Source organism: Streptomyces mirabilis (assembly GCF_039503195.1).
Lineage (GTDB): Bacteria > Actinomycetota > Actinomycetes > Streptomycetales > Streptomycetaceae > Streptomyces > Streptomyces mirabilis_D.
This window is the reverse complement of record NZ_JBCJKP010000001.1, coordinates 770,040-795,660: the sequence shown is the minus strand read 5'-3', so window position 1 is coordinate 795,660 and position 25,621 is coordinate 770,040. Positions and strand designations below refer to the sequence as shown.

The 25,621-nt window shown below is 70.4% G+C and carries 18 protein-coding genes and 6 pseudogenes; 14 read left to right on the top strand and 10 right to left on the bottom strand.

The features are described 5' to 3' along the window. Positions 1 to 8: 8 nt before the first annotated feature. Positions 9 to 164: pseudogene (locus AAFF41_RS04180) on the bottom strand (sugar phosphate isomerase/epimerase); the annotation flags it as partial. A gap of 410 nt (positions 165 to 574) precedes the next feature. Here AAFF41_RS04180 and AAFF41_RS04175 point away from each other — a divergent pair. The 4 genes from AAFF41_RS04175 to AAFF41_RS04160 all read left to right on the top strand — a co-directional run bounded on the left by AAFF41_RS04175 (position 575) and on the right by AAFF41_RS04160 (position 5,905). Further along, complete coding sequence (locus tag AAFF41_RS04175) at positions 575 to 775, top strand: DUF6229 family protein (protein ID WP_095858363.1); 201 nt, start codon at positions 575 to 577, stop codon at positions 773 to 775. 361 nt (positions 776 to 1,136) lie between these two features. Then, positions 1,137 to 4,007: a type 2 lanthipeptide synthetase LanM family protein gene (locus AAFF41_RS04170; protein ID WP_343323486.1), complete on the top strand. Its 2,871-nt coding sequence runs from the start codon at positions 1,137 to 1,139 to the stop codon at positions 4,005 to 4,007. Positions 4,008 to 4,286: 279 nt separating this feature from the next. Beyond that, positions 4,287 to 5,480: a PP2C family protein-serine/threonine phosphatase gene (locus AAFF41_RS04165; protein WP_388412177.1), complete on the top strand. Its 1,194-nt coding sequence runs from the start codon at positions 4,287 to 4,289 to the stop codon at positions 5,478 to 5,480. A 233-nt stretch (positions 5,481 to 5,713) separates the two neighbouring features. Further along, positions 5,714 to 5,905, top strand: a complete 192-nt coding sequence (locus tag AAFF41_RS04160; RefSeq protein ID WP_343323485.1) for a hypothetical protein — start codon at positions 5,714 to 5,716, stop codon at positions 5,903 to 5,905. Between the two features lie 73 nt (positions 5,906 to 5,978). Here the strand turns inward: AAFF41_RS04160 and AAFF41_RS04155 are convergent, their stop codons facing one another. After that, entirely contained in the window at positions 5,979 to 6,551 is a 573-nt protein-coding gene (locus tag AAFF41_RS04155) for a dihydrofolate reductase family protein (protein WP_319751931.1), read from the bottom strand. Between the two features lie 969 nt (positions 6,552 to 7,520). Further along, positions 7,521 to 9,194, bottom strand: coding sequence for a glycoside hydrolase family 76 protein (locus tag AAFF41_RS04145; protein WP_343326247.1), 1,674 nt, complete (start codon positions 9,192 to 9,194; stop codon positions 7,521 to 7,523). 511 nt (positions 9,195 to 9,705) lie between these two features. Between AAFF41_RS04145 and AAFF41_RS04140 the strand changes: the two genes are divergently transcribed. Beyond that, a complete protein-coding gene (locus tag AAFF41_RS04140) occupies positions 9,706 to 12,594 on the top strand; it encodes an alpha-L-rhamnosidase-related protein (RefSeq protein WP_343323484.1) in 2,889 nt (962 codons plus the stop codon). A gap of 54 nt (positions 12,595 to 12,648) precedes the next feature. Here AAFF41_RS04140 and AAFF41_RS04135 read toward each other — a convergent pair whose 3' ends face one another. The 4 genes and pseudogenes from AAFF41_RS04135 to AAFF41_RS04120 all read right to left on the bottom strand — a co-directional run bounded on the left by AAFF41_RS04135 (position 12,649) and on the right by AAFF41_RS04120 (position 16,046). After that, positions 12,649 to 12,984 carry a hypothetical protein gene (locus AAFF41_RS04135; RefSeq protein ID WP_319751929.1) on the bottom strand — a complete coding sequence of 112 codons (336 nt, stop codon included), beginning with the start codon at positions 12,982 to 12,984 and terminating at the stop codon, positions 12,649 to 12,651. 289 nt (positions 12,985 to 13,273) lie between these two features. Next, positions 13,274 to 13,823, bottom strand: a pseudogene (locus tag AAFF41_RS04130) (extracellular solute-binding protein); the annotation flags it as partial. Between the two features lie 93 nt (positions 13,824 to 13,916). Beyond that, positions 13,917 to 15,542 carry a multicopper oxidase family protein gene (locus tag AAFF41_RS04125; RefSeq protein ID WP_343323483.1) on the bottom strand — a complete coding sequence of 542 codons (1,626 nt, stop codon included), beginning with the start codon at positions 15,540 to 15,542 and terminating at the stop codon, positions 13,917 to 13,919. Between the two features lie 75 nt (positions 15,543 to 15,617). Next, positions 15,618 to 16,046 (bottom strand): DUF6153 family protein, encoded by a 429-nt coding sequence (locus AAFF41_RS04120; protein WP_319751927.1) that lies wholly within the window; start codon positions 16,044 to 16,046, stop codon positions 15,618 to 15,620. A gap of 124 nt (positions 16,047 to 16,170) precedes the next feature. Here AAFF41_RS04120 and AAFF41_RS04115 point away from each other — a divergent pair, with 124 nt between their 5' ends. The 4 genes and pseudogenes from AAFF41_RS04115 (at position 16,171) to AAFF41_RS04100 (ending at position 19,132) form a co-directional block, all read left to right on the top strand. Continuing rightward, positions 16,171 to 16,302, top strand: a complete 132-nt coding sequence (locus AAFF41_RS04115; protein ID WP_319751926.1) for a hypothetical protein — start codon at positions 16,171 to 16,173, stop codon at positions 16,300 to 16,302. Positions 16,303 to 16,397: 95 nt separating this feature from the next. After that, complete coding sequence (locus AAFF41_RS04110; RefSeq protein WP_319751925.1) at positions 16,398 to 16,601, top strand: pyridoxine 5'-phosphate oxidase C-terminal domain-containing protein; 204 nt, start codon at positions 16,398 to 16,400, stop codon at positions 16,599 to 16,601. Further along, a pseudogene (locus AAFF41_RS04105) lies at positions 16,591 to 17,282 on the top strand (M24 family metallopeptidase). The gene AAFF41_RS04110 and the pseudogene AAFF41_RS04105 overlap by 11 nt, the downstream one beginning before the upstream one ends. A 239-nt stretch (positions 17,283 to 17,521) precedes the next feature. Then, complete coding sequence (locus AAFF41_RS04100; protein WP_319751924.1) at positions 17,522 to 19,132, top strand: purple acid phosphatase family protein; 1,611 nt, start codon at positions 17,522 to 17,524, stop codon at positions 19,130 to 19,132. 61 nt (positions 19,133 to 19,193) lie between these two features. Here AAFF41_RS04100 and AAFF41_RS04095 read toward each other — a convergent pair whose 3' ends face one another. After that, positions 19,194 to 19,664 (bottom strand): STAS domain-containing protein, encoded by a 471-nt coding sequence (locus AAFF41_RS04095; RefSeq protein ID WP_425526103.1) that lies wholly within the window; start codon positions 19,662 to 19,664, stop codon positions 19,194 to 19,196. 236 nt (positions 19,665 to 19,900) lie between these two features. Between AAFF41_RS04095 and AAFF41_RS04090 the strand changes: the two are divergent. The 5 genes and pseudogenes from AAFF41_RS04090 to AAFF41_RS51445 form a co-directional block, all read left to right on the top strand. Beyond that, positions 19,901 to 20,700: pseudogene (locus AAFF41_RS04090) on the top strand (alcohol dehydrogenase catalytic domain-containing protein); the annotation flags it as partial. Between the two features lie 86 nt (positions 20,701 to 20,786). Next, a pseudogene (locus tag AAFF41_RS04085) lies at positions 20,787 to 21,134 on the top strand (pyridoxamine 5'-phosphate oxidase family protein); the annotation flags it as partial. A gap of 215 nt (positions 21,135 to 21,349) precedes the next feature. Beyond that, entirely contained in the window at positions 21,350 to 22,183 is an 834-nt protein-coding gene (locus AAFF41_RS04080; protein WP_343323482.1) for a universal stress protein, read from the top strand. A gap of 135 nt (positions 22,184 to 22,318) precedes the next feature. Beyond that, a complete protein-coding gene (locus AAFF41_RS04075) occupies positions 22,319 to 22,936 on the top strand; it encodes a DoxX family protein (RefSeq protein ID WP_319751922.1) in 618 nt (205 codons plus the stop codon). Between the two features lie 124 nt (positions 22,937 to 23,060). After that, positions 23,061 to 23,516 (top strand): annotated as a pseudogene (locus tag AAFF41_RS51445) (universal stress protein); the annotation flags it as partial. A gap of 177 nt (positions 23,517 to 23,693) precedes the next feature. On the opposite strand, the gene AAFF41_RS04070 reads toward AAFF41_RS51445, so the two are convergent. Continuing rightward, positions 23,694 to 24,113 (bottom strand): hypothetical protein, encoded by a 420-nt coding sequence (locus AAFF41_RS04070; RefSeq protein WP_319751921.1) that lies wholly within the window; start codon positions 24,111 to 24,113, stop codon positions 23,694 to 23,696. A 761-nt stretch (positions 24,114 to 24,874) separates the two neighbouring features. After that, positions 24,875 to 25,210, bottom strand: coding sequence for a hypothetical protein (locus AAFF41_RS04065; RefSeq protein ID WP_319751920.1), 336 nt, complete (start codon positions 25,208 to 25,210; stop codon positions 24,875 to 24,877). Positions 25,211 to 25,621: the final 411 nt, after the last annotated feature.

Here is a 25,621-nt window from a genome sequence, read left to right as displayed (position 1 = left end):
CGCTCGCCTTACGCGGAGAGCTCCTTGCTGATGCGGTCCAGCATGAACGCGGAGGATTCCTCGGCGCGTTCCTCCCAGGCGAAGACGCACGCGGTGGCGACGCCGTCGAAGTTCAGTTCCCGGAGCGTGCCGCAGAAGGCGTCCCAGTCGACCTCGCCCTGGCCCCGTCGGCGGCCGTCGACTTCATGGGAGCCGCCATCGGACACCGCCGGTGCGCTTGTTGGCCAAGTGGACGGTCTGGACCGGGACATGAGGAGGCGCGAGATCGGGGTCGTTCGGTTGCCTACCGGCCCGCGGTGACCGGACGAGTGCCGAGGCGCCCTAACTTCGCTCTTCAGGGGCTCCCCGGCGGTGCGCAGCCCAGGCCGGAGCTCGGAGTCGGAGCCGCGGCGTCCGCTGCGCCCGCCCGGTCGGCGCTCGGCCGTGCGACCGTCCCACCCGTCCCGTAGAAGGCGGCGGGCCGCATGAACACCACATGGCTTTGGCCAGATTGGACGTCTGACGGGTGTTCGAACCCGGCGATACTCAGGGCTGGGCAATCCGCCCCAATCCCCACATCCACCGGAGGTCTCTCATGCCCCAGACCAGCGTTGCCACCACCGCCGTGCTCGATGCCTGGCTGGCGGGCGCCGAGAGCGCGTACGGGCAGACCAACCCCGCCGGGCCCCTCTACGTCGGCGGCGCCGCCGCCGAAGCCGCGCTCACCGACCCGAGCGACTCCCTCTACGGCTTCTGTTCCAGCCCGAGTGGGTCGCACGGCAGCTGGTGTTGCTGATCGCCTGCGGTGACTCCAGGGCCCTTTGCGAAGGGCCTGCCCGCTGAGCGCCCTCTCCAGGGCGCGCTCATTGACCGTATCGCCTGCGGAGTACGCCTCTTCGGGAGCGCCCCTGCGGAGTGCGGTTCATCAAGCCGGAGCGTGGGAAACCGCGCGCCAAGCCACGACGCGTCCGCACCCGGGAACGCGCCGCAGCCTGCCGAGTCGGTTGCCGCCCGCCCCGCGCGCGTCGGGGATGCGGGGGTTTGCGGCTCGGTCGGTTGCTGCCGGGTGCGGACGGGTCCGGGCTGGTCGCACCGTTGCCGCGCTCCCTCGGAACGACCGCAAGAAGCGAGTTCACGGCGGATGGGGAGGGTGGACGGTGAGCGGATCGGCGCCGGAAAGATCGGAAAGGCCGGGGAAGCCGGGGGAGTCGGGAAGGCGGGACGAGGCGGAATGGTTCGCCCGACCCGTACGGACCATCGCCCGGCCTTGGCGGGAAGAGCTGGCCCGGCGGCTGACCTCCATTGACGCCCTGAGCAGGGAAGAACAAGAAGCGGTACTGGAAGCCGGCCACACCGCCCTGCTCAGGTCCCTGCACGCGAAGCTGTCCCGCCTGTTCCTGATCGAACTGCACGCGCTGCGCATGACAGCGGGCGGCGGACGCCACGCCGAGGACGCGGGGGCGGGATCCGACACGCGGACGTGGAGCGCGTTCCTGGAGCAGGCCGGGGAGGAGGGCTATCTCGACCGGCTGGCCGGCCGATACCCGAACGTCGGGCCGCGGATCGCGTCGGTGGCGCGGCTGGCGGTGGCGGCTACGGCCGGATTCGCGGAACGGCTCGCCGCGGACCGCGAAGTGCTGCGGCCGCTGCTGGGGGGACCCGCGGGGGAGATGCGAGCCGTCGCGTTCGGGGCGGGCGACACCCACCGGGGCGGCCTGACGGTCAGTCGGGTCGACTTCGCCGGCGGGAGCGTCATGTACAAGCCCCGGCCGTCCGAGTCCGACGTGGCGCTGGGCGCGCTGCTGGACGAGCTCTACGCGGACTTCCCCGGCGCACCGTCGCCCGACGAGCGCATCCGGGTGCCGCGGACACAAGCACGCGAGGGCTACGGCTGGGCCGAGTTCGTCCGTCACCGCTACTGCGCGGACGAGGCCGAACTCGCCGCGTTCTACCGGAACGTAGGGCACTGGCTGGCCGTCCTCCGCTTCACCGGCGGCACCGACATGCACGCGGAGAACATGATCGCCGCGGGTCCGGTGCCGGTGATCGTGGACGCCGAGACGCTCTTCGACGCCCCCGCGCCCTTCCCGCCCAGCGGCCGGGGCGACGCGGTGGACGTGGCCGCGGCGGCCATCCGCCGTACGGTGCTGCGTACCGGACTGCTGCCCGTACGCGGCACCGGCTTCGCGCTCGGCGGGGTCGACATCTCCGGAGTCGGGTCGCTGCCCGGCCAGCAGCCGCTGATCCCGAACCCGGTGATCGCGAACGCAGGCACCGCGGCGGCCCGTTTCCAGGTTGACCTGGTGGCGATGCCCACCGCGGACAACCACCCCAGCCCCACTCCCGTGCTGAGCGCGTACTGGGACCGGATTCTGGCCGGCTTCCGCGAGATGACCGCGCACCTGCGCCGGCCCGGGACGGATCCGCACCGGCTGCTGCGCCGCTTCGAAGGCGCCCAGGCGCGGCGGATCCTGCGGCCGACGCAGGCGTACGTCGACATCGGCCGGATGCTCTGGCACCCGGCGTCGTTGCACGACGAGGCGGCGGCGGTCGAACGGGCCCGGGACATCCTGCGGCGCAACGCCGAGGTGCTGCCCGGCGCGCCGACCGAGCGCGCGGCCATCGACGGCGAGATCGCGGACCTGTTGGCCGGTGACGTGCCGATGTTCACCTTCACCGTGGACTCGGCCGCCGTACGGACCACCGTGGAGGACTGGCGCACCGCCGACCTGGCGCTGGAGGAGGCGGTGATCCAGGACGCGCTGGTCGGTGCGTATCTCAACGAGCGTTCGCTGCCCACGCGGACGCAGGCCGCCGCCCGCGACCCGCACGCCCGCGACCGGGAGCGCCGACGCCGCGACCTGGCCGCGCAGATGGTACGACGGCTGTGCGACGGGGCGGTGCGCGGCGAGGACGGTACGGTCACCTGGATCAGCCCCGTCTTCACCCCCGCGGGGTGGTCGATCAGGGTGCTGCCCGCCGACCTCTACACCGGGCAGGGCGGGGTGGCGCTGACGCTCGCGGAGTACGTGACCGAGGTGCGGGCCGGGCGGGCGGAGGAGGTGCCGGGCGTCGCCGACACGTTCCAGGGGGCGCTGCGGGTCCTGGTCGGCACCGAGGACCGGACACCGACGCCCTCACCCGGGGCGTTCAGCGGTGCCGCGTCGCAGGTGTGGACGTGGCTGGCGCTGCACCGGGTGCTCGGTGAGGACTGGCTTCTGGAGCGGGCCGCCGAGAGGGCGCTGTTGCTCGCGGAGGGCCGACTGGTCGAGGACGACGTCGAGGTGGACCTCCTCAACGGGGCGGCAGGCGCGGTCGTCCCCCTGCTCGACCTGGCCGCGGCGACCGGGCAGGACCGCTGGCTCGGCGCCGCCGCGCGCATCGGCCGCCGGCTGACCGGGCTGGCCACCCTCGACGCGAGCGGCGCCCGCTGGACGACCCGGCTCAACCCCGAGGGCATCGGCGGCTTCGCCCACGGCGCCACCGGCATCGGCTGGGCACTGACCCGGCTCGCGCTCGGCGACGCGGGTTCCGCGGCCGAACGGCGCGAATGGAACCGCCTCGCCGAGCGGGCCTTCGCCTATCAGGAGTCCCTCTATCAACCCGAGCACGGCAACTGGCTCGATGTCCGCATCGGCGCCGAGGAGGACTTCTTCACCAGCTGGTGCCACGGCAGCGCGGGGGTGGGCATCGGCATGCTCGACCTCCACCGGCGCACGGGCGATCCCGCCCACCTCGACATGGCCCGTCGGGCCGCACGTGCCTGCGCCGCCGAGGGCTTCGGCTGGAGCCATACCCTGTGCCACGGCGACCTCGGCCTCTGGGAATTCCTCACGTCCATGGACTTCGGAGACCCCTCCGACCTCGACGCCGAAATCCTCACCGGCCTCGAGCAACGCGGCCCGGTCGGCGGCCTGGCCCGCGAGGCGTTCTCACCCAGCCTCATGTCCGGTCTCTCAGGAGTACTTCACACCCTCCTGCGCATGCACCCCGCGGCCACCCTGCCGAATCCCCTCCTCCTCGACTGATCCGACCTCGGGTGTCGCAACGGAGGTGGTCGCGCTCCGTATCCGACCGGGCGGCCACCGCGGTGGCCGACGCCGGACGGGCAGCGTGAGCCCCCTGGTCGCATGCGGTGGGCAGCCGGGCGGCAGCCTTGCCGACCCCGCGCCGACGCCGGTGCGGGGTCGGTCCCCTCGACGTGCGGTCCGGCGCGTGCGGGACGCGCTGGGCAGTCCTGCCGGCGCGTTGCCGAGAGTTCTCGGCTGCGCTCGCAAGCTGTCCTGGGGCGGTGCACTGTGGAACATGTGGGGATCTGGAATCGCTTTGCCGGCTTCGGCCCGGGGCCGTCGAAGCATGTGCTGCTGGCGATGCCCGTCCTGCTGGTCGTGGTGATCACGGTCATCGACATCGTTGCCCCGGCCGACATCCACCTGGGCCCGCTGCTGGTGATCGCGCCGGCGATCACCGCATCCTTCGCCGGTCCCCGGCTGACCGGGGCGATCGGCGTCCTGGCGCTCGCGGCCGAGGCCGGCATCGCCCTGCACGACGGCATCCTCTTCTCGCGCAACGTCGTCGTGCAGATGGTCGCCCTCGCCGTACTGAGCCTTCTGATCGTGGGCTACTCCGTGGTACGCGAGCGACACGGACGGCAACTGGCCCAGGTGAGATCGGTCGCCGAGGCCGCACAGCACGTACTGCTGTGGCCGCTGCCCAGCGGGATCGGCCCCCTGCGTACGGCGTCGGTATATCTGGCCGCCGAGGACGAGGCCGAGATCGGTGGAGACCTGTACGCCGTCACGCGTACCGACGACGCCACGCGCGTGCTCATCGGAGATGTCCGAGGCAAGGGCTTGGCGGCCATCGGCGAGGCCGCCCTGCTGCTCGGCGCGTTCCGCGAAGCCTCCCATCAGCACGCCGACCTCACCGCGCTGACGGACGCGCTGGAACAGAGCGTCGGCCGCTACCACGGCGAATTCACCCCGCCGGAGGACGAGGCCGGGGCCGAGGAGCGCTTCGTCACCGCGCTGTTGCTGGAGATCCCCGACGATGCCACCATCGTCACAATGACCAGCTGCGGGCACCCCGCGCCCCTGCTGCTCAGCCCGGAACACTCCGTCAGCGCACTGAGGCTGCACCCAGCACCCCCGCTGGGAGTCGGCGTCCTGGTCCCATCGCCGCGGACGCTGGACGTGTTCACCTTCGAAGTCGGGGAAACCCTCCTGCTCTACACCGACGGTGTCATCGAGGCGCGCAATCAGAGCGGTGACTTCTATCCGTTCGCCGAACGAGCCGCCCAGTGGACGGAGTGCGGCCCCGAACCGCTCCTGCGTCACATCCGGCGTGACCTCCTCGCCCACGTCGGTGGACGCCTCGGCGACGACGCCGCGCTCATCGCCCTTCGCCGGGCGCCCACCCCCTCCGGCCACCACCTCGCCAGGCTCATCCACGCCGAGTCCTCCAGAGGGTGGGTGCGGGACTCCCAGGAACGCAGCTCCTGAGCAAGTCGTGGCCCGGTTACCCGTGCGTCGGGGCGTGACCGTGGAGCCATGAACACGAACGGCACCGACGTGGGAAGCCGGGAACTGATCGTTGTCGTCGCCGTCGGTGTACTGGCGACGGGCCGGCTGTCGCGTCGTAGGTTCGGGGTCCCCGAGGCGGCCACCCTCCGCATGGCCCAGGACATCGAGGACCGTAGGGCCCCGCTCCCGGCTCCATTCGGCGCCGTGAGAGCGTGCGGTGCCTCGAACTCGCCCCGCTTCAGGGCGAGCGGGACACGCTCAGGGACCTGCGCGACGCCGGCCGCATCGACGACATCGTCCTCCGCCCCGCTCAGGAAGTGCACGATGTGGAGGAGGTCCGCCTGGGGACAAAGGCGTATCACCCCACGGCGGACACTTCCCCGGACGACCCCGCGCGCTCCTAGGGCCCTCTTCGGAAGTGGATCAAGGCCGTGCAGGGTGATCGCGTCCCGCGGCGCGGAAAGACCCGGGGCGTGGTCAGTGGACGACGTCGAGGACGTTCATCTGCAGGCCGTTGGAGTACACGGCGTGCTCGACGAGCCTCAGCTTCTGGGTGTCCTTGTCGGTGGCGGGGAACAGGCGCTTGCCCGCGCCGAGCAGCAGCGGGTGGACGAGCAGGTGGTAACGGTCGATCAGGCCGGCGTCGGCGAGGCTGTGGTTCAGGGCGACGCTGCCGTGGACGATGATCGGGCCTCCGTCGGTCTCCTTGAGGGCGGCGACCTCGTCGAGGGAGCGCAGGATGGTGCTCTCGCCCCAGTTCGAGACGAGCTTGTCCTCGGTGAGGGTGGTGGAGACGACGTACTTCGGCATGGTCTTGTAGCGGGCGAACTCGTTCATGTCCGGCCACACCGGGCTGAACGCCTCGTAGCTGGTCCGGCCCATCAGGACGGCGGTGGACTCCTGCTGTTCCCGTGCCTTGATGTCGAACGCCTCGGGGACGAACTCGACGTCCTTGAAGGTCCATCCGGAATTGCGGTAGCCGGGTTCGCCGCCCGGGCCCTCCACGACGCCGTCGAGCGAGATGAAGGCGGAGCTGATCAGGGTACGCATGCTGGTTTCCTTAGGGGTTTCCGGTGCGCGGTGGTCGATTGCTCGCCGCCGCTTCGACCACGTTCGAGGCGGCGGTCTCCTGGTGGGGACTCTTTGCGGGCCGCCCCGGAGGGAGGCCGGTGCGGCGCCGTCGGTATCCGGTGCGGTCCCGTGGCCGGGCCTGGGCGCAGGCCGCGCGGACGGGTGTCGGGACGCGTCTGCGGACGTCGGCCGAGAAGCCCCGCCGACGGAGCGGACCTGGATGCGCTCGTCGTCCGACCAGGCCGGCTCGCCGTCCAGCGGCGGCAGGCCCGTCGGCTCGGCATGCGCCCCAGCTCCTTCAGGTGGTCGTTGACCTTCTGGCGGGGCAGCCCCGGGCGGGTGGCCGGCATGGCGGCCGAGCCGGGCTCGGCCAGGGCGCCGAGGATCCGGGCCCGTCTCGGGTCCAGGAATCGGCCGCGGCGGGTTCTCGATCACAGCGTCGTCCAGCACCGCTCCAGAATCTCTCCGACAAAAAAAATTGTCAAGGCGGGAAATATTGTCGGTGGCGATCGGCTGCGGACGGGGCGGGCGTGGGAACCGTCGGACCCTGGGAAACGGCCTGGGATCCAGGAGGCAGGGGGTCCCCAACGCCTCTGCCCGCAAGTCTCACGAAGCCGATCTCATGAGCGCTTGTGATCCACGGCTGGTGAGGTCCTCGGCTCGTGCAGCGAGGGCGGTCGGTGCCCCATTGCGCGCGGTGTGAACCGACATGAGGGCCCGTTGAGTCGCTGGGGCATGCCGTGCGTTCGCGATCGGCTTGCCCGGGACCACGCCCGGGAAGTGTCATCGGTGACCTGGCTGGATCATCGAGAGCCGCGGCCGTAGCCGGGGCTGTTCGGCGAGGCGCCGGAGGAGCTCGTCGAGTCGTGGAGGGTCCAGCGTGCCCACGCCGACCGGCTCGCACACGGGTCGGGGACCCGCGTGCGAGCCGGCTCCTGGAACCGGTCGTCAGCCCGCGGCGGCGGTGAGCGCTTCGAGGGCGCCCGCCTGGGTACGCCAGTCGGTCGGGTTGGGGCTGGTACCGGCCCAGCGTTCGCCCAGGGCGTTGAGGGAGCTACGGTCCCGCGCCCACAGCGTGTCGGCCTGCTCCTGGACGTAACTCCGGTAGGTGCCGGAACCTGTGGCCTTCGCGAGGTCGGCGAAGTTCCGCATGAAGATGCCCTTGAACTGTTTCTGGTTGTCGTCGCAGGACGCCGAGCCGACGTCGCAGGACTCGGTGAGCACTCCGCCGGAGGTCAGCGTCGGGCTGCTGATCGCGGCATCGGCCAGGGTGCGCGCGGTGGTCAGCAGCGAGCCGTCCCCGGTCGTCCTCCACAGTTCGGTGAAGCCGCCGATGGCCAGTCCCTGGTTGTAACTCCACACGGTGGAGCCGTTGTTGGCGCAGGCGGAGGTGAGCCCGTCGTTCACCAGACCCGAGGAGCCGATCATCCCGCTGGACCGGTACCAGGCGGCGGACGTCTTGGCCCGCTGCAGCCATACGGTGTCGCCCGGGATGCGCTGGTGCAGCGCCGTGGTCAGCCAGAGGTACTGCCCGTTCGTCACGGCGTTCTTGTAGGTGCGCTCGCGGTCCCACCACACGCCGCCCCCGCAGGTGCCGGGGTCCCAGTACTGCTGGACGTAGTCGGCGATGGTGACCGCCTCGTTCAGATAGCGGGAGTCACCGGTGTAGTCGTACGCGTCGATCCAGGCGATGGCCCACCAGCCCGAGTCGTCGATGGAACGGCTGATGAAGTCGCCCTCGATCGCGTCCGAACTGCGCACACCGGCCGCGAAGGTGCCCTTGTTCCGGTCGAAGGTGCGCGCGATGACCCAGTCGTAGTCGTGCCTGCCGGTGGCCCGGGAGGAGTCGATGAGCGCGGTGAGGGCGGCGGCGGAGTTCCACCAACTGCTCGGCCACCAGCCGTTGTAGGGGTCGTACGAGGACGCCAGCGCGTCGGCCGCCGCGCGCGTCCTGGTCGGCACGGGCCTGACCCATGGGGTGCAACTGCCCTCGTTGTGGCTCGCCTCCCGGCCGCAGGCGCGGACCGCGCCGCCGTAGAGGAGCCCGCGCGGATCGCGGGTGGCGTACATCGCGGTACGGGTGCCGGTGGCACCGGACGGGGTGCTGGTGCGGCCGAGCGAGGAACCGTCCGGCCAGGTCGAGCCGCCGTCCCAGGAGCGGTCGAGCCAGATCTCGTCGCCGGCGCCACCGGTGTCGATGCTCGCCCAGGCCATGGAGTTCTTCTGGTCGACGTGCAGCCGGATCGTGCGGCCGTAGAGAGTCGTCGACGGCACCGGCTGATCGTCGCCGGCCGCCTTGCCCGAGTCGGTGCCGTCGCAGAGCGTGTCGCAGACCGTGGGGTAGACCCAGTTCGTACAGCCGACCCCCGCGGCGTCTCCGCAGGCCCGCACGAGACCGCGCCGGTGGTTGCGAGGATCGGTGATGTTGTGCATCAGCGTCCTGGTGCCGGTCCAGGTTCCCGGGATGCTCGCCTTGCCGAGCAGTCCTTCCCAGGTGGCGCCGCCGTCCCAGGAGCGGTCCAACCACACCGAGTCGCCGGTCACGCCGTTGTCGATGCCGGCCCAGGCCATGTCGTCCGCGTCGGACACATGCAGTTCGAGGCGACGGCCGTTGAGGTCCATGTTCGGCACCGGGAAGCTCTCCTGCCGGGCCTGTGAGGGGTCCAGCGTGTCACAGGCCAGTACGCACACCTGAGTTGCGGCGGCGGCGGGCGTCGCGACCGGGACCAGTGCCGCGAACACGAGAGCGGCCGTCAGCAGGAAGCTGAGAAGCCGCGGTCTGACAACGATGTCGGAGTGGCGTGAGGGCACCGGAACTCGCCTCGATCTCAGGGTGGGGGACGCCGGTTGGGTCTCACTGAGCCGGGCGGGGGACGGGTGCTGGTCCATACCTGCCCGGGGGGCAGTGAACCGGCTTGGTGGGGGACTGTCAATGTCTCCAACGGGAGTGATTCCGGGGGTGGTTCACGTCGGCTGTGACGGGTTGACACCCCGCTGTGGGGCGCACATCATCGGTGGAACTTCGGCGAGGCGCCTCGCACACCCACCGCTTCATGAGCCCCAGGCTTTCGTCAACGATCGATTTGAATCGATTCAAGAACCTCGTTCCCGCATCCAGACCCGGGAGGTACCCATGCGGCGCCGCCGCCCCGTGCTGATCCGAACGCCCCGCCCAGGGCGCCTACTCGGCCTCGCCACCATGGTGGCCGCCGCACTGCTCATGGCTCCCGCGCCGGCCACATCGGCGGCCACCTCGTCGCCAGCGACAGGGCTCGGCAAGGCGACCCTTGACGCCCTGAACTACTCGCCGACCTCGCGCACCCTCAAGCCGACCGCGATCCACCGGACGTCCGGCAGTGTCGCGAACCCGCAGAACGTCCTCAGCGGTCAGCCGACGCGCATCTCCGGCTCGCAGTCGGCCGTCACCCTCGACTTCGGCAAAGAGGTCGGCGGCGTGACAACGTTGTCCTTCGGCAGTACGAGCGACAGCGGCCAGCGCGTCGGCCTGGCCTTCAGCGAGTCGTCCCTGTACGTGGGCAACAACAGCGACCGCAGCAGCGGACGCGACGGCGAGGACGGGGCGCTCTACGCCACGGCCTCCGCCAACGGCACCTACACGGTGCCCACCGCTCAGCAGCGGGGTGGCTTCCGCTACTTGACGGTCTTCCTGGACACCTCGGGTTGGGTGGATCTCACGGGCGTCAGTCTCAACTTCACCGCGGCTCCGGGCAAGGCCGACCCGGCCGACTACGCCAACTACTTCTCCTCCAGCGACGACCTTCTCAACCGCATCTGGTATGCCGGGGCGTACACCGTGCAGCTCAACACGATCGCCCCCCACCAGGGCCGCGCCTGGCCCCCGCCGTCCTCGGCGTGGGACAACGGCGCCACCGTCGGCGTGGGTGACTCCGTCCTGGTCGACGGGGCCAAGCGCGACCGTACGGTGTGGCCCGGCGACATGGGCATCGCCGTACCCACGCAGTACGCGTACTCCAACGACCTCGTCTCGACCCGCAACGCGCTCACCACGATGTACAACGCGCAGTCGGCGGAAGGTGAAATCCCCTGGTCGGGACCGCCGTTCAACCTCACCGGCTCGGACACATACCACACCTGGACGCTGCTGGGGACGTCGACGTACTACACCTACTCGGCCGACCGGGCGTGGCTGGACTCCGAATGGGCCGGCTACAAGCGCGGGATGGCCTTCATCACCAACAAGATCGACGGCAACAACCTGCTCAACGTGACGCGCACCCAGGACTGGGCCCGGGTCGGCCAGGGCGGCGAGAACATCTCCGCCAACGCGTTGCTGTACGCCGCGCTCAAGGGCGGCGCCACCCTGGCCGCGGTCGAGGGCGACAGCGCGCTCGCCGCGAGCTGGAACAGCAAGGCGGCCGCCATCAAGACGGCGGCCAACTCCCTGCTGTGGGACGCCGCGAAGGGCATGTACAAGGACAACCCGACCAGTGGCCTGTACCCGCAGGACGGCAACTCGCTCGCCGTCTGGTACGGGTTGACCGACTCCGCGGCCAAGTCGAAGAGTGTCATCGTGGGGCTCGGGAAGAACTGGGGCATCTACGGCCCCACGACCCCCGAATGGGGCGGCAATGTGTCGCCCTTCACCGGCGGCATGGAGCTCAACGCCCGCTTCACCGCCCATGACGACTACACCGCCCTGGACCAGATCCGCCGCACCTGGGGCCACATGCTCACCAGCGACATCGGTACCAAGAGCACCTTCTGGGAGGGCATCAAGGCCGACGGCGGCCTCGCCTACGGCGGTTCGTTCATGAGCCTGGCCCACGGCTGGTCCACCGCGCCCACCTCCACGCTCACCTTCGACGTGCTCGGCACCGCACCCGAGTCCGCGACCGGCACGTACCGCTTCGTCCCGCACCCCGGCGACCTGACCAGCGCCGAGGGCCGCATCACCCTGCCCCAGGGCGCCGTCAACGCCTCCTGGTCCCGCGACCCGGCCGCCGGCACGTACTCGGCGCACCTCACCAGCCCGGCAGGCACCACCGGCCGCATCGGCGTCCCGAAGTTCGGCGGCGGCAACCTCTCGGTGTCCGTCAACGGCACCGTCGTCTGGAGCAACGGAACGTTCACACCCACCTCGGGAATCACCGGCGCGAGCCAGGACGACACCTACGTCTACCTCACCGGCGTCACCCCGGGCGGCTACACCGTGACCGCCACCGGACTGGGCAATCCGTCGCCACCCGCCGATCCCGCTACCGGCGCGCTGCGGGCGGGCTTCACCCGGTGCGCGGGCGAGGGCGGCACCTGCTCCTTCAGCGGCACCCGCTCGGTGGCCTACGGGGCTGGGACCTACACGTACACAACAGTGACCGGCAGCACCGCCTGCACCAACGACTCCTTCGCCGGCGACCCGGCGTCGAATCTCGTCAAGTCCTGCTACGTCGCCGACGCGGGCGGCCCGCCCGGATACACCGTCTGCGCGGCGGAGGGCGGCACCTGCGCCGTGCCGGGCTACAACCGTGACGTCGTCTACGGCGCCAACGGCAACTTCGTCCACCAGGTCACCAACGGGTCCGTCGCCTGCACCAACGCCCACTTCGGCGATCCCATCGACGGAGTGGCCAAGTCCTGCTACGTGGCGTCCGCAGGAGGACCGTCCGGTGGCTGGACCAAGTGCGCGGACCAGAACGGCACCTGCCCGGCCGCCGCGGGGCAGCCGGTGACATACGGCGCCTTCGGCGCGTTCACGACGATCGCGGCCACCGGCGACACCCCGTGCACCGACGCCACGTTCGGAGATCCGATCCCCGGCGAGTCGAAGGCCTGCTACACCGCCACCGGCGGCCCGGTCGGCTACGGCACCTCCTGCTCCGCCGAAGGCGGCACGTGCGCCTTCAGCGGACAGCAGACCGTCGCCTACGGCGCCCGGGGCCGTTTCCTCTACAAGGCGTTCACCGGCGGCACCGGCTGCACGACGGCGGCGTTCGGGACCGATCCGCTGCCGGGCGTGAGCAAAACCTGCTACCTCACCTCCTGAGCAGCGCAGCATCTCCGGCAGCCTCCGTTCCCCGCGTGTCAGGGGGCTGCCGGATCACTCCGGATGGGCCACTGCCTCCTTCTGCAGTTGCACCGCCGCCAGCAGGCTCAGTTTGGGTTCCGCCTGGCGCAGCGCCCGCACCGCCGCGACCGAGGTGATGTCTCCGGTGAAGCCGACGTCGGCCAGCCGGGAGCGGACCCAGCGGGCACGCAGCTGGGTCTCGGTGGCTGTGGCGGTGGACTCGACGAGCGCGGCAGCGCGTTCCAGACCGAGGCGCTCTTCCGGCGAGGCCTCGGCCAGTGCCCGGCGCAGGGTCGCCGCGACCACGTCCGCGTCCCGGATGGCCAGCACGAAGTTGTTCTTCTTGCTCAGTCCCGTGATTCCTGTCATGGGGATCAGCTTGACTGCCATGTTCTCCGCGCGCCAAGCGACTTGAGGAGGCTCAGAGGGTGGGCCACTCGCCGTCGGCCGGTGCGATCGGGGCGGCGGACCGCGCACCCGGTGCGTGCCTGCGCGCCGGGTGTGCGGTCGCCCCGGCCTTTCGTCATCGGGCGATGGGATCAGCTGCTGGGGACGGTGTCCTCGAACGTGGTGCCCGCGCCGCGGTACGCCGTCACCGTGGCGGCGACCTGCGCCGGTGTGAGGACCTGGTCGCTCCTCCTTCCGGTGCGTGGACGGTTCAGGAGCCGGGCTTCATGGCCGCGGTGATGGCCTCGGACGCGGTGGCGGCCTTCTCCTGGATGTCGCCTCCGGTGAGGACGGCCGTCATGTAGTCCTTGATCGGGTCCTTGGCCTCCACGGCGGCCCAGCCTGGGGTGTGGGGTGTGGCGTGGCCCTGGGCGGCGCCGACCGTCATGGCCGCGGCAGTGGGGTCGGCTGCGACCGCGGAGGCCAGGGTGGTCTTGTTCGGACGTAGCTCATGGCGACGGCGAGCTTCTTCTGCCAGGTGTCGCCGGTGAGTTCCTTGACGAAGGTGTAGGCCGCGTCCTGCTTGGTGGACGCCGTGGGGTTGACGAGGTCGGAGCCGCCGGTGAAGACCGCGCCGGGCTTGTCGGCGGCCTCCCCGGGATCGGGAAGAAGCCGAGCTTTCCCTTCAGAGCCGGGTTGTTCTGGATGACGAGGTTGGCGCCGCCGGGTGTCGAGATGACCTGGGCGACCTTCCCTTTGGCCATGACGTCCGCCTGCGGGGGGTTGGCCTCGTCGGAGTCCTTGGGGCCCTTGCCGAGGGCCGCACGGTCGACCCGTTCCTCGGCAATGCCGAGGAACGGGCAGCAACGCGACCGGTGGGCCGACGGGCCCGTCCAGGTGGCACGAGGAGAACGTCAGGCCTTGTAGGCCACGTTCGTCATCATCCCGGCCTCGCCGTGGTAGGCGTTGTGGCAGTGCATCATCCACTGGCCCGGGTTGTCGGCGTCGAGGAACACGGACACCGTCTTCTTGGGCAGCACGATCGCGGTGTCCTTGCGCGGCCCGGAGGTTCCGAGCTGGTACGTGTGGCCGTGCAGGTGCATCGGGTGCCACATCTCGGTCGTGTTGACGAAGTCGAGCCGTACCCGCTGGCCCTCCTCGATGACGATCGGGTGCGCCTCGGGATTCTTCATGTCGAACGGCGTGCCGTTGATGGCCCAGTTGTACTTCATCATGTTGCCGGTCAGCTTGATCTGGTGTGTGACGTCGGTCTTCGCCGACTTGAGACGCACATCGTCCGCGGCCCGCAGCTGGGACGCCGTCATGATCATGCCGTCGAGTTCCTGCGGACGGACGGACGCCTTCGGTGCGCTTCCGGAGCCCGTGCGCATCAGGGCCAGGCCGTTGGCGTTCTTGCCTTCGGCCAGGGCGACGAGCGGGAAGACGCCGTCGCCGAGGGTGACGAGGACGTCGTAGCGTTCGCCCATGCCGACCAGCAGGGCGTCCACCTCCTGGTGCCGGACGGGGAAGCCGTCGGTGTGGGTGAGGGTCAGTTTGTGGCCGCCGAGGGCGACCCGGTAGGCGGTGTCCGAGCCGGCGTTGATGATGCGCAGCCGTACCTTCCTGCCGGGCTTGCCGGTGTAGACATCCGGGTCGGCCGCCACGCGGCCGTTGATCAGGTGGTGCGGGTACTTCACGTCACCGGCGTCGCCGCCGAGCAGGCTGCTGGTGGCGCCCATGAGCATGAACTTCTTGGACATGCCGCCGGAGGAGGCCGAGGCGGACGGGGAGGCGGAACCGCCCATGTCCATCCCGCCCATGTCACCCATGCTGTCCGAGCTGCTGGGGCTCGGGCTGCTGCTCATGTCCATGCGGCTCATGTCGGCCATGCCCAGCTTGAGCTCGGAGAAGACTTCGTCGGGGGTGCCGGTGACGCCATCGACCCAGTCGTCGAGGAGGACGACCCACTCGTCGTCGTACGACAGAGGCTCCTTGGGGTCCTCGACGATCAGCGGGGCGTACAGACCACGGTCGAGCTGGACGCCGACATGGGGGTGGAAGAAGTACGTGCCCGGAGCGTCGGCGATGAACCTGTAGGTGAAGGTGGACCCGGCCCGGACCGCGGTCTGCGTGGCCGGGGGCACGCCGTCCATGTCGTTGCGCAGGGCGATGCCGTGCCAGTGGATTGATGTGGTCGTCTTGTCCGGGAGCTGGTTGGACAGCTCGGCCATCAGAGTGTCGCCGACGGAGAGGCGTACCTCCCTGCCCGGCGTACGGCCGTCGAAGGCCCAGGTCCGGGGCATGACGCCGCCGCCCAGGTCGATCATCGCGGGTGCCGCGGTCAGGGTGAGCTTCCGCTGCCGTCCACTGCTCGTGCGCTTCTTCTCGGCGGCGGCGACCGCCGGGGCGGTCGGGCTGACCAGGGAGTCGCCGCTGCCGGATCCGGTGCTGCCGGAGCCGCCACTGCAGGCGGCGAGGGCGCCGGTTCCGGCGGCTCCGAGCCCGGCGAGCAGGACGGAGCGACGGTTGATGCTGTTCATGACGTGGTGTCCTCTGTGTCGTAACTGCCGATGCGGTCGCGGAGGGACGGCACATCGCGCGCCGTCCGGCGCGGCCTAAATGCGCAGTTGAGAGAGGACGGACAGATCGGGCGGAGCTCTGCTCGCCACGGAGCCCGGTGCGCGTCCGGACAAGGCCCTCAGGAGATCGGCCGAGGGATCGAACGCGCTCCGCCCCGGTATGGCGAGATGCACGGTGGTGACGCTCGCCGAGCTGCAGTGCTGCATGCCGGGCATGGCGCACCCGCTGTCGCCGAGACTGTGCGTGGATGCGTCCGAGACGGACGACGCCGCGCCGTCCGGCAGCACGTGAGCGTCATGGGCTGGGCCCGGCATGGCCGCGTGGGCTGTGGCCGACATCGGCGAGTCGGTCATCCCGGATATCTCATGGTGAACGAGCACGGCCAGCGCGACGCACAGGGCGAGGAGCACCCCGTACACACAACGAACGGCTGTACCGCCGCTGTGCGCTGTCCGTATCCCCATGAGCTCCACCTTCACCGTGCGCACCGGACGCCCGAATCGCCATCTTACCCCCTGGGGGTACCTGCCCTCCCGCCGCAGGTGCGGCGTGGACTCGCCTCTAGGGGGGCACGCGAAGCAGGGAACCATGAAGGGCCGTCGATTCGAGCGCCTCGTGGCCCCGGGCACGGGCGCCAAAGCCAAGCTCACACCTGCGAACCGGATCGTGGACTCGCAGAAGGACGTCACGTACCGGGTCGACGACGCCCGGGCGACGTAGCCGATGCTGTCGTAGAAGGCGCCCAGGTCGGCGGAGGCGAGATCCAGTTCGGCCTGCACGAGGGCGCGCGTGCACTGCTCGCCGGGACCGAACCGGTGCCGCGCCCTGCCGGATGGACCGGATACCGCCTGGTCCCGGAGAGCACCGAGTTCTTGTACGCCAGCCCCGACCGACTGCACCGCAGGCTTCGCTACGACCGCGACCAGGGCCACGACTGGTCCTGGCAGCGGCTGCAGCCGTGCCGAATCCGCTTGCCGGACGATGATTCACATGTCTACGGTCGGCCCCATGGCGGATGACGAACTCACGCGCGCCGCACGTCTGCTGGATGCCCAGGCGAAAACGGAGCGGCTGTTCGCGGAGATCGAGGAGCGAGGCTGGTCGCACCGGGGGAGGGCGAGCGGGCGGTCAGCGACCGGATCCGGGACCTGGCGAACGAACTGTTCGGCACGACCCGTCACGGGCACAAACGCATCGTGCGCTCGGGCCCGAACACGCTGAAGCCCTACCGGGAGAACCCGCCGGACCGGGTGATCGGCGCGGACGACATCGTGTTCGCCGACTTCGGGCCCCTCTTCGAGGAGTACGAGGCCGACTTCGGGCGCACCTTCGTCCTCGGTGACGACCCGGTCAAGCAGCGGCTGCGTGACGACCTGCCCGAGGTCTTCGCGGCCGGGCGACGCTTCTTCGAGAGCGACCCGGACATCACGGGCAAGCGGCTGTACGCCGAGGTCGAGCGGCTTGCCACCGACGCGGGGTGGGAACTGGGCGGCTGGCACGCCGGACACCTGGTCGGCGAGTTCCCGCACGAGACGATCGACGGAGCGGACGTGGAGTCGTACGTCGCGCCGGGCAATGACACCCCGCTGCGACGCACCGACAAGGCCGGGCGCCGCTGCCACTGGATCCTCGAGATCCACCTCGTCGACCTGGCGCGCGAGTTCGGCGGCTTCTACGAGGAACTGCTCGACCTCGGCTGATCCGTCGCGCTCGTTCGACGAAGGGCGACCGGGTGGAAGGGACCCTCCCTCATCGAGGGCCGTGGTCCGGTCACGTCAACGGCGGGGCGGTCACTGGCAAAGGCAGGGGCAAGAATCGCCTTCGTGGCCCGCCTCTCGCGGCGCAACGACCGTCTGGCAACGCACCGTTCACTCAGGGGCCGCCGGGGCGCGCCAGGGTGCGGTCGTTGTCAGCTCAACTGCTCGCCAGAGAGGGCACCATGGCCACACAGACAGGGACATCGGACGAGTCGACGAAGTCTTCCGAGGGGGTCAGCCGTCGCCACGCGCTGGGCCTTCTCGGTACGGCGGGGGCCGGCGCGGCCGTCACCCCGCTGCTGGGAGCAGGTACGGCGCAGGCCGCTCCGCTCACCGCCCCGGCCCTTCACCTCACCGCGGACTCGGCCGGTGCGCCCCCGGTCCAAGGGCTGCACCTGACCTTCGGGGCGGACCCGCGCACCCAGATGACGGTGTCGTGGATCACCGACAGACCGGTGACCAGACCCGTTGTGCACTACGGCACGCTGGAGCACGGCTTCGGATCCAGCGCCGACGCCCGGACCGTCACCTACGTGGACGGCACCTCCAGCCGTACCGTCCACGTCCACCACGCCTCGCTGAACCGGCTCATCCCGGGCACCGACTACGTCTACCTCGCCACCCACGAAGGCACGACGCCCGACAGCGGTACCTTTCGCACCGCTCCGCGTGGACGGAAGCCGTTCACCTTCACCAGCTTCGGCGACCAGTCCGCTCCGCAGGTGACCTGGGCGGCCGACGGCAAGGTGGCGCTCGACGCGAACTCCACCCCCGCGACGAAGGACATCGTCACGGGCATCGAGCAGGTCGCCCCGCTCTTCCATCTGCTCAACGGCGACCTGTGCTACGCGAACCTGGACGTCGACCGGGTGCGTACCTGGAACAACTTCTTCACCAACAACACCCGTTCCGCGCGCTTTCGCCCCTGGATGCCCGCGGCAGGCAACCACGAGATCGAGAAGGCCAACGGACCGCTCGGGCTCGGCGCCTACCAGACCTACTTCACCCTGCCCTCCACCGAGACCGACGCCGAACTCGCGGGCCTGTGGTACGCGTTCACGGTCGGCTCCGTCCGGGTGATCGTGCTGCAGAACGACGACAACTGTCTCCAGGACGGTGGCGACGTCTACATCAGTGGCTATTCCGGCGGACGGCAACTCGCCTTCCTGGAGAAGGAGCTGAAGGCGGCGCGCTCCTCCGGTGACGTCGACTGGGTGGTCGTCGCCATGCACCAGGTCATGATCAGTTCCTCGGACGCGAACGGCGCCGACCTGGGCCTGCGCCAGAAGTACGGGCCCCTGTTCGACCGGTACGGCGTGGACCTCGTGCTGTGCGGCCATGAGCACAACTACGAGCGCTCGCTCGCCGTTCGCGGTGTCGTCACCGGCAGCGAGACACTGACCCCGCGCCCGGTCTCCCAGGCCACCGATTCCATCGACACCGGTCTTGGCACCGTGCACATGATCCTCGGCGGCGGAGGCGTCTCGGGCACGACGAACGAGAAGTTCTTCACGGACGGCACCGCCAAGGTGATCACCGCTGTGTCGGCGACCCCCGGCTCCAACGGCAAGCGCACCTCCACCTACACCAAGGAGGAGGCGGTCTGGACCGGGGTCCGGGACATCGAGCACCCCTACGGCTTCGCCGCCTTCACCGTCGACCCCGGAGGGCACCCCGGTGACACCACCCGCATGCACGTGACCTACTACAACGTGAACAAGCCGAACGGCGACCTGTCGGTGTTCGAGACCTTCACGCTCCACCGCCGACGCTCCGACGGCCACTCGAGGTGACCCTGCCGCCGGTCCGCAACGACGGGACAGGAGCTGAACCGTCCGCTGCACAGCGGAGGCGCTATGTCCGGTCGTGGAGACCGGCGTTGACGGCGACGTCGGCCACGACCGCGTGCGGTCCGGCGGACGTGACGGCGTAGCCGCGCGGTATCAACGTCCGGGCCGGCGGAGGCGTCTGCCTACGGGCCAGGGCGTCCGACAGCCGTGCGTGGACCTCGAAGACGCCACTGAGGTGGGTGTGGCGCAGGATCCGAAGGAAACGGGTGTCGTCGGTGACAAGCCGCAGACGTCCGTACCCTGCCGCGATCCGGTTCCGTGCCCGGCACAGGACACCCAGCCCGGCACAGTCGATGAAGGACAGGTGGCGCAGGTCCAGTACGAGATCGGGGCAGGGGCCCGCGGTCAGCGCGTCCAGACGCGCCGACAGCGGCTGCGCCGAGACGAGGTCGATCTCGCCACGCAGTTCCACGACGGTCGTCCCGGCGAGCACGCGCTCCGAGGAGCGCAGGGTGGTGGTGTGGATCTCGGTCATGGCCCGAGCCAACCGGCTCGGCGGGGCGCACGGAAGGGCCGATCGGACCCGCCCGTTTGTTCGACATGGGCCGCTCGGCCCAGCGCACGGCCGTCAAGTCGCAACGATGTGATCCGGCTACCCGACCACGAACGACCCCGTTGGCCGGGGCGCTGAGGGCCGACCGGCCCGAGCAAGGACCCACGTACCGGACAAGCTGAGACCAGCGGGGTGATCGGGAGAAACGAAGGGACGTCATGAAGGGCTTCGTCTTCCACGGCCCGGGACAGTCCTCCTGGGGGGAGGTCCCGGACCCCGGCGTCAAGGACCCCGCCGATGTGATCGTGCGTGTCGACGCCGTCACGATCTGCGGAACGGACCTGCACATCTTCAAGGGCGATGTGTCCGAGGTGCGCCCGGCACGGTCCTCGGCCACGAGGCGGTCGGAGACGTCGTGGAAGCGGGCTCCGACGTGTGTACCGTACGGCCCGGGGACCGTGTCCTGGTCTCCTGCATCACCGCCTGCGGACGCTGCGCGTACTGCCGCAAGGCCATGTACGGCCAGTGCGGGGGCGACGGAGGCTGGATCCTCGGCGACCTGATCGACGGCACCGGTCCGAGTAGGTGCGGGTGCCGCGCGCCGACCTGTCCGTCCACCTGTCCAGCACGCTGGACGCCAAGGACGCCGTCCTGTTCGCGGATATTTCCCCACCGCCTACGAGGTGGGCGTGCTCGACGGCCACATGCGCCCCGGAGACGCCGTCGCCGTCGCCGTCGTCGGCGCCGGCCCGGTCGGACCGGCGGTGATCGCAACCGCCCGGCTGTTTCTCGCCCGAGCGGGTCGTAGCCGTGGGTCTGGGCTTCGCCCGGCTGGACGCGGCGAAGCGGTTCGGCTCCGACGCCGTTGTGGATGCCCGAGCAACCCCCGAGCAGCTGATCACCGACCTCACCGACGGGTTGGGTGCGGACGTCGTCATCGAGGCGGTCGGCGTCCCGGAGACCTTCGAACCGTGCACGCATGGCGCGGCTCGGCGGGCACGTCGCCAACGTCGGCGTGCGGACGGCGCGGCGAGTGGGTGCGCATCGATCCCCTGAGCTTCGCAGGGCGCCGGATCGCGACGCGGTAAGGGACTCTCGCCTTAGAACACGCGCCAGGCCTTGCCCGCCGTACTGCCGGTCAACTTCTCCCTGGACGAGGACGGCGCGGTAGTGCTGCGCACCTCGGCGGCATCGGAACTGGTGCGTGCGATCGACGGCGCGGTGGTCGCCTTCGAGACCGACGCCGCCGCGCACTCCGGTGGGAGTGTCGTCCTCACCGGCATGGCCACGGTGGTGACCGGCCTGACTGAACGCGAACGCCTGACCCGCACGAGGCCGCGTTCCTGGGCGCCCTCGCCGGCAGACGTCTTCGTCCGCGTCGAGCCCGAGTTGGTGTCGGGGCGTGAACTTGTCGAGGGGCGCTCGATGTACGGGGTGGACCTCACTCCCTGAACGCCGGGACCGTACGGCCCTACGACAAGGGGCCGAACGGCGTGCCGACAGGTTCCCGTAGCCCCTGATTCGACCGCCCGTGGAGGACGAGCATCGTCTGCGGAGCCGCGGCGGGAACCCCTTTCCGTGAGCCGGCCCGAGGCGCGGTCGCCCGGGCCCGGGCGACCGCGCCTCGGGCCGAACACCGTGAGCACGGAGCAGAAGGGAAACGGGACATGACTCCCCAATATGTGGTCGTCGGAGTGGACGGTTCGCTGATCTCCGTCCGGGCGCTGGACTGGGCCGCGGACGAGGCCGTGCGGCGCGGAGTCGAACTGGTCGTCGTGTATGCCGTGCCCGACAGTGACGAGGCCGGACCGGTCCTGGCGTCTGCGGTCACGCGTCTCGGCGCACGTCACCCCGAACTGTCCGTGATGACCAGGGACGCCGTCGGCAGTCCAGTACGGACGCTCGTACGCGAGAGTGAGCACGCGGACCTGGTCGTTGTGGGGTCCCGTGGCATGGGCGGAGTCGCGGGGCTGTTGCTCGGCTCGGTGAGTCTGCGTCTGGCCGCGCATGTGCACAGTCCGTTGCTGGTGGTCCGCGGAGACCATCCGTGTGACGAAAGGGGGTCCGTACTGCTCGGCCTGGAGGACGACTCCGACGAGGAAGCGGCCGTCTACGCCTTCCGTGAGGCTGAGCGACGGAATGCCCCGCTGTGCGTCCTGCACTCCTGGACCCACCGGCATGTCAGCCCCGAACTGCCCCCGCTGGTACCGGCGACGAGCCCGGGCCCGGATCAACTCGCCCGTCAGAGTGGAGGGGAGGACGCCGTGCCACGTTTCGCTCTGGCCCGGCTGCGGGAGCGGTACCCCGGGGTCGAGGTGGAGAGTCGCACGATCCGCACCGGACCGGCGCGGGCCCTGCTGGAGGCCACGCGTGAGTCGGCCGTGGTGGTCGTCGGCGCCCACCGACGTACTCATGGGCTTGGGCCGCGACTGGGCCCGGTCGCGCACACTCTGCTGCATCGCTCCCACTGCCCCGTGGTCGTCATGCCCGGCGCCAAATGATCTGGCAGGAAAGGACGTTCGGCCCCTCGCGCGGGTCGTGCAGTCCCTGCGGAATTCCCGGCCGGAGCGAGATATTCGAAGTGCAACGAGAGTCGTCGAATCCAACGTGTCGTGTCCTGGAAAGGGATGAGCATCATGGCGATCCACAACCAACCGCACCACCGCCTGGAGTTCCGCATCCCGTCCCTGTACCGGACCGGGGCGGCACCGGTGGCCGCTACCGACACGGCGGCGGCCACCACCAGCGCCTACGTCCTCGCCGGGCTCCGTGTTCTGACCGGGTTCGTTTTCTTGTGGGCGTTCTTGGACAAGGCGTTCGGGTTTGGTTACGCGACTGCGTCCGGGAAGGGTTGGATCGAGGGCGGTTCGCCGACGAAGGGTTTCCTGAGTTCGGTGGCGGCGGGTCCGATGGAGTCCACGTTCCACGACTGGGCCGGTGCCGGCTGGGCGAACTGGCTGTTCATGCTCGGTCTGCTGGGCATCGGCGTCGCGCTTGTCCTCGGTGTCGCGCTGCGGCCGGCTGCCGTGGCGGGGACGGCGATGATGGCGTTGATGTGGATCGCGGAGTGGCCGCCGGCCAAGCACCTGTCCGACGGGTCGCTGAGCATGTCGTCCAACCCGTTCGCGGACTATCACCTCATCTACGCCGTCGTCCTGATCGCCCTCGCGGCCGTCGGCGCCGGTGCCACCTGGGGCCTGGGAAAGGTCTGGGCGCGGCTGCCGGTCGTCAGCCGGCACACCTGGCTCAAGTGACAGCCGGGCGCCCATCGTGATCGGGGGCACTGCCGCGCGACAGCGGCGGTGCCCCGAACAGTTGGGTGTGGCCGACCCGCACAAGGGCCGGTCGGCCGCATACGGACCTGTGGCCCGTTCTTCCATGAGGCACACGGGAGACAGGAGTGTGAGCACATCCTGGAGGAGGCTCCGCTCATGTCCTCCGGTGCTGTCACCGTCGGCCTGGACGGGTTCGCCCGAAAGCCTCGTAGCGGCCGACCGGGCCGCCCGTGAAGCGGTGCTCCGTGTGGCCCCGTCGCGTCTTGTTCACGCCTGCGGCCAACAGCCGCACGCATACGTACCGTTCGCAGGGCAGGTGCCGTCGCGCGGCGCGGACCGGTCCGTGCGGATGCTGCGTGAGGTCGAGACATCCCTGACCTGTCGTCACCCCGGTTTGCGGATCACAGCGGACCACATCGATCAGCGGCCTGTCGCGGCCCCGGCTGCCGTCGCACGGAAGGCACAGCTACTGGTGCTCGGTTCTCGGGGGCTGGGCCGAGGCACCGGCCATCTGCCCGGCTCCGTGGCGCTGTCCGTGGCAGCCTGCGCCGAGCGGCCCCCGGTCCTCGTGCCCGTCGGCGTGGGCCGTGCGGTTGGGCAGCTCCCGTACAGCCAGGAACCGCCCCGAGGCGACCTCGTGCCGCAGTGTCGTGCTCGGCCTCGGCCGGCACTAACCGATGAACCTGTCGACCGCCCCGACGATGCCCTGGGCCCGCGCGCGCAACCGCGGCGGTGGCTACGGTGTACGTTCCGCCCGGTCCTGCTCCTGGTCGTCGCTCGGGCCGCCGCGCCACGGGGGCGGGGTGGCCGACCTGCGGGCCGTGTCCGTGCGGTGTGCGACGCGCTCCATGCGGCTGCGCAGCCGGTCCTGCAGCCGGTCCGCGAGTGCGTGCGCGCTCGTCTCCCTGGCGTGGACGACCAAGAGGTCGCTTCCCACCTGGATCTCGGCGGTAGCTGACCAAGGCTGCTCGGCGTGATGCGCTGCGGCCCTGGTGATCCGCACCTCGCCGCCGATGCCGACCATCTCCGGTCGGTCGAACAGCGCGGTGAGCTTGGCCCGGGCGTAGGCGACGGATTCCTCGTCGACTTCGCCCTCGGTCCGTACCTGCACGGCGGCTGTCGTGGGGGCATGGCCGCCGGTGTGTCTTGAAGTCATCTGCTCCACTCCTTTGATCGTTCGTCAGCAAATCCAGACTGGCCCGGCCGCCGGGTCCGGACCCAGTGCCACCCGGTCCCGTGACCGGGTCCGTGAGTCCCCTTCCTGTGCCTTCGACCGGGGGCGGGAACAAGGTCGCGACACCGAGGCCGATTTCGTGCACCAGTGCGTCATGAGTGTGGGTGTGCGGCACGTGGCGAGGTGCATCCGACGGCGAACGGCCCGGCGCCGAGAGCCCCATCCGGGGGCCTCCTGCCGCACGACCAGGTGATACGGCCCGTGTGCACGGTCTGCTGAAGGACGGAACCGGCATCACCTTGGTCAGCGGTGGCGCTCGACATCCGACTGCCCGACGGCTACGGACGGGCGCCCGAGAGCGTGCTCGGGACCTACAAGGCCGAGCGTCGCCCCGGCGGCGCTCATTGAGTGCCCACACGTACGGGCAGTCGAGCACGCATGGCCGCGAACCGGGTCATCGGGCCCTGCACGACATCCTGGCTGTGCTGCTCGCCCCACCCGAGGCCAACGGACCGCGCCGGCGTGATCAGCGGTCTGAGGTCGACTACGGCGGGCCCGGCCACGCCTGCCCGAGATGCTGCCGGTCGGCGACGGGGTGCGGATCGGCGTGACCGTGGACAGGGATGCGCGGTCTCAGGTGTGAGGCCGAGCAGACGGTTGCCCAACTGCCGCTGGCGGTCGCGGTTCCGGCGGGTTCGTCGGGTCCGGCGGGATCCACCCCGTCGCCGTGGCGGGGCCTGGCGTCATTGCCCGTCGGGTTCAGACTTCTCGGAGGCGACGCTCGCGGAGTCGGCGTCGTGGTCCAGGTCGAACACGCTCTCACGCAGTGCCCGGGTCACCCCGTCCGGCTCGGCCACGCCGTGCATCAGCCGGATCTGCGCGGGATCCTCACCGATCACCCCGGCCGTGCTGTGCAGGTCCAGTCCGGCGTCGAAGATCTTCCGCACCACGCTCTCGCGGTGGTCAGCGACGATACGGTCCCGCTCCCGGGCCACAGACAGCTCGCGGACCTTCGCCTGCAACGCCGCGTTGGCCACCGAAGAGCCTCTGATACGGTCCCGCAGACCATGAGCCGCCACCGCGATCACTGAGGGCTGTCCAGAGCACCACGCGCCTGGTGACCACGGCACCGGGCGCCGCCTGAGCGATGGACGACGCCGCCTGGCCGGTCACCACCGCCACCACGCACGCCGACTCCCACTGGTGGTGGAAGAGTACCGACCTCGCCACACGACCCGCCCTGGCCGCGGTGGGGGCGGCCGCCCCTTTCGGCGAGGGGCAACTGGCCATTGCTCTCGTCGCCCCGAGACGGTGCTCGGCCCCGCCGGGCGCTTGCCGTGTGCGCTGCTGGGACCGTGCCGCCGTCCCGCCGTCCCGGACCCCGAATCCTTCTGAACCCCCGCAGCGATCGGCTGCCAGGGGCCGACCGGGTCGTCCACGGGCCCGGTCGGCCGACGCGCTCACCGCCTCCGCGCGCGACGCTGGAAAGG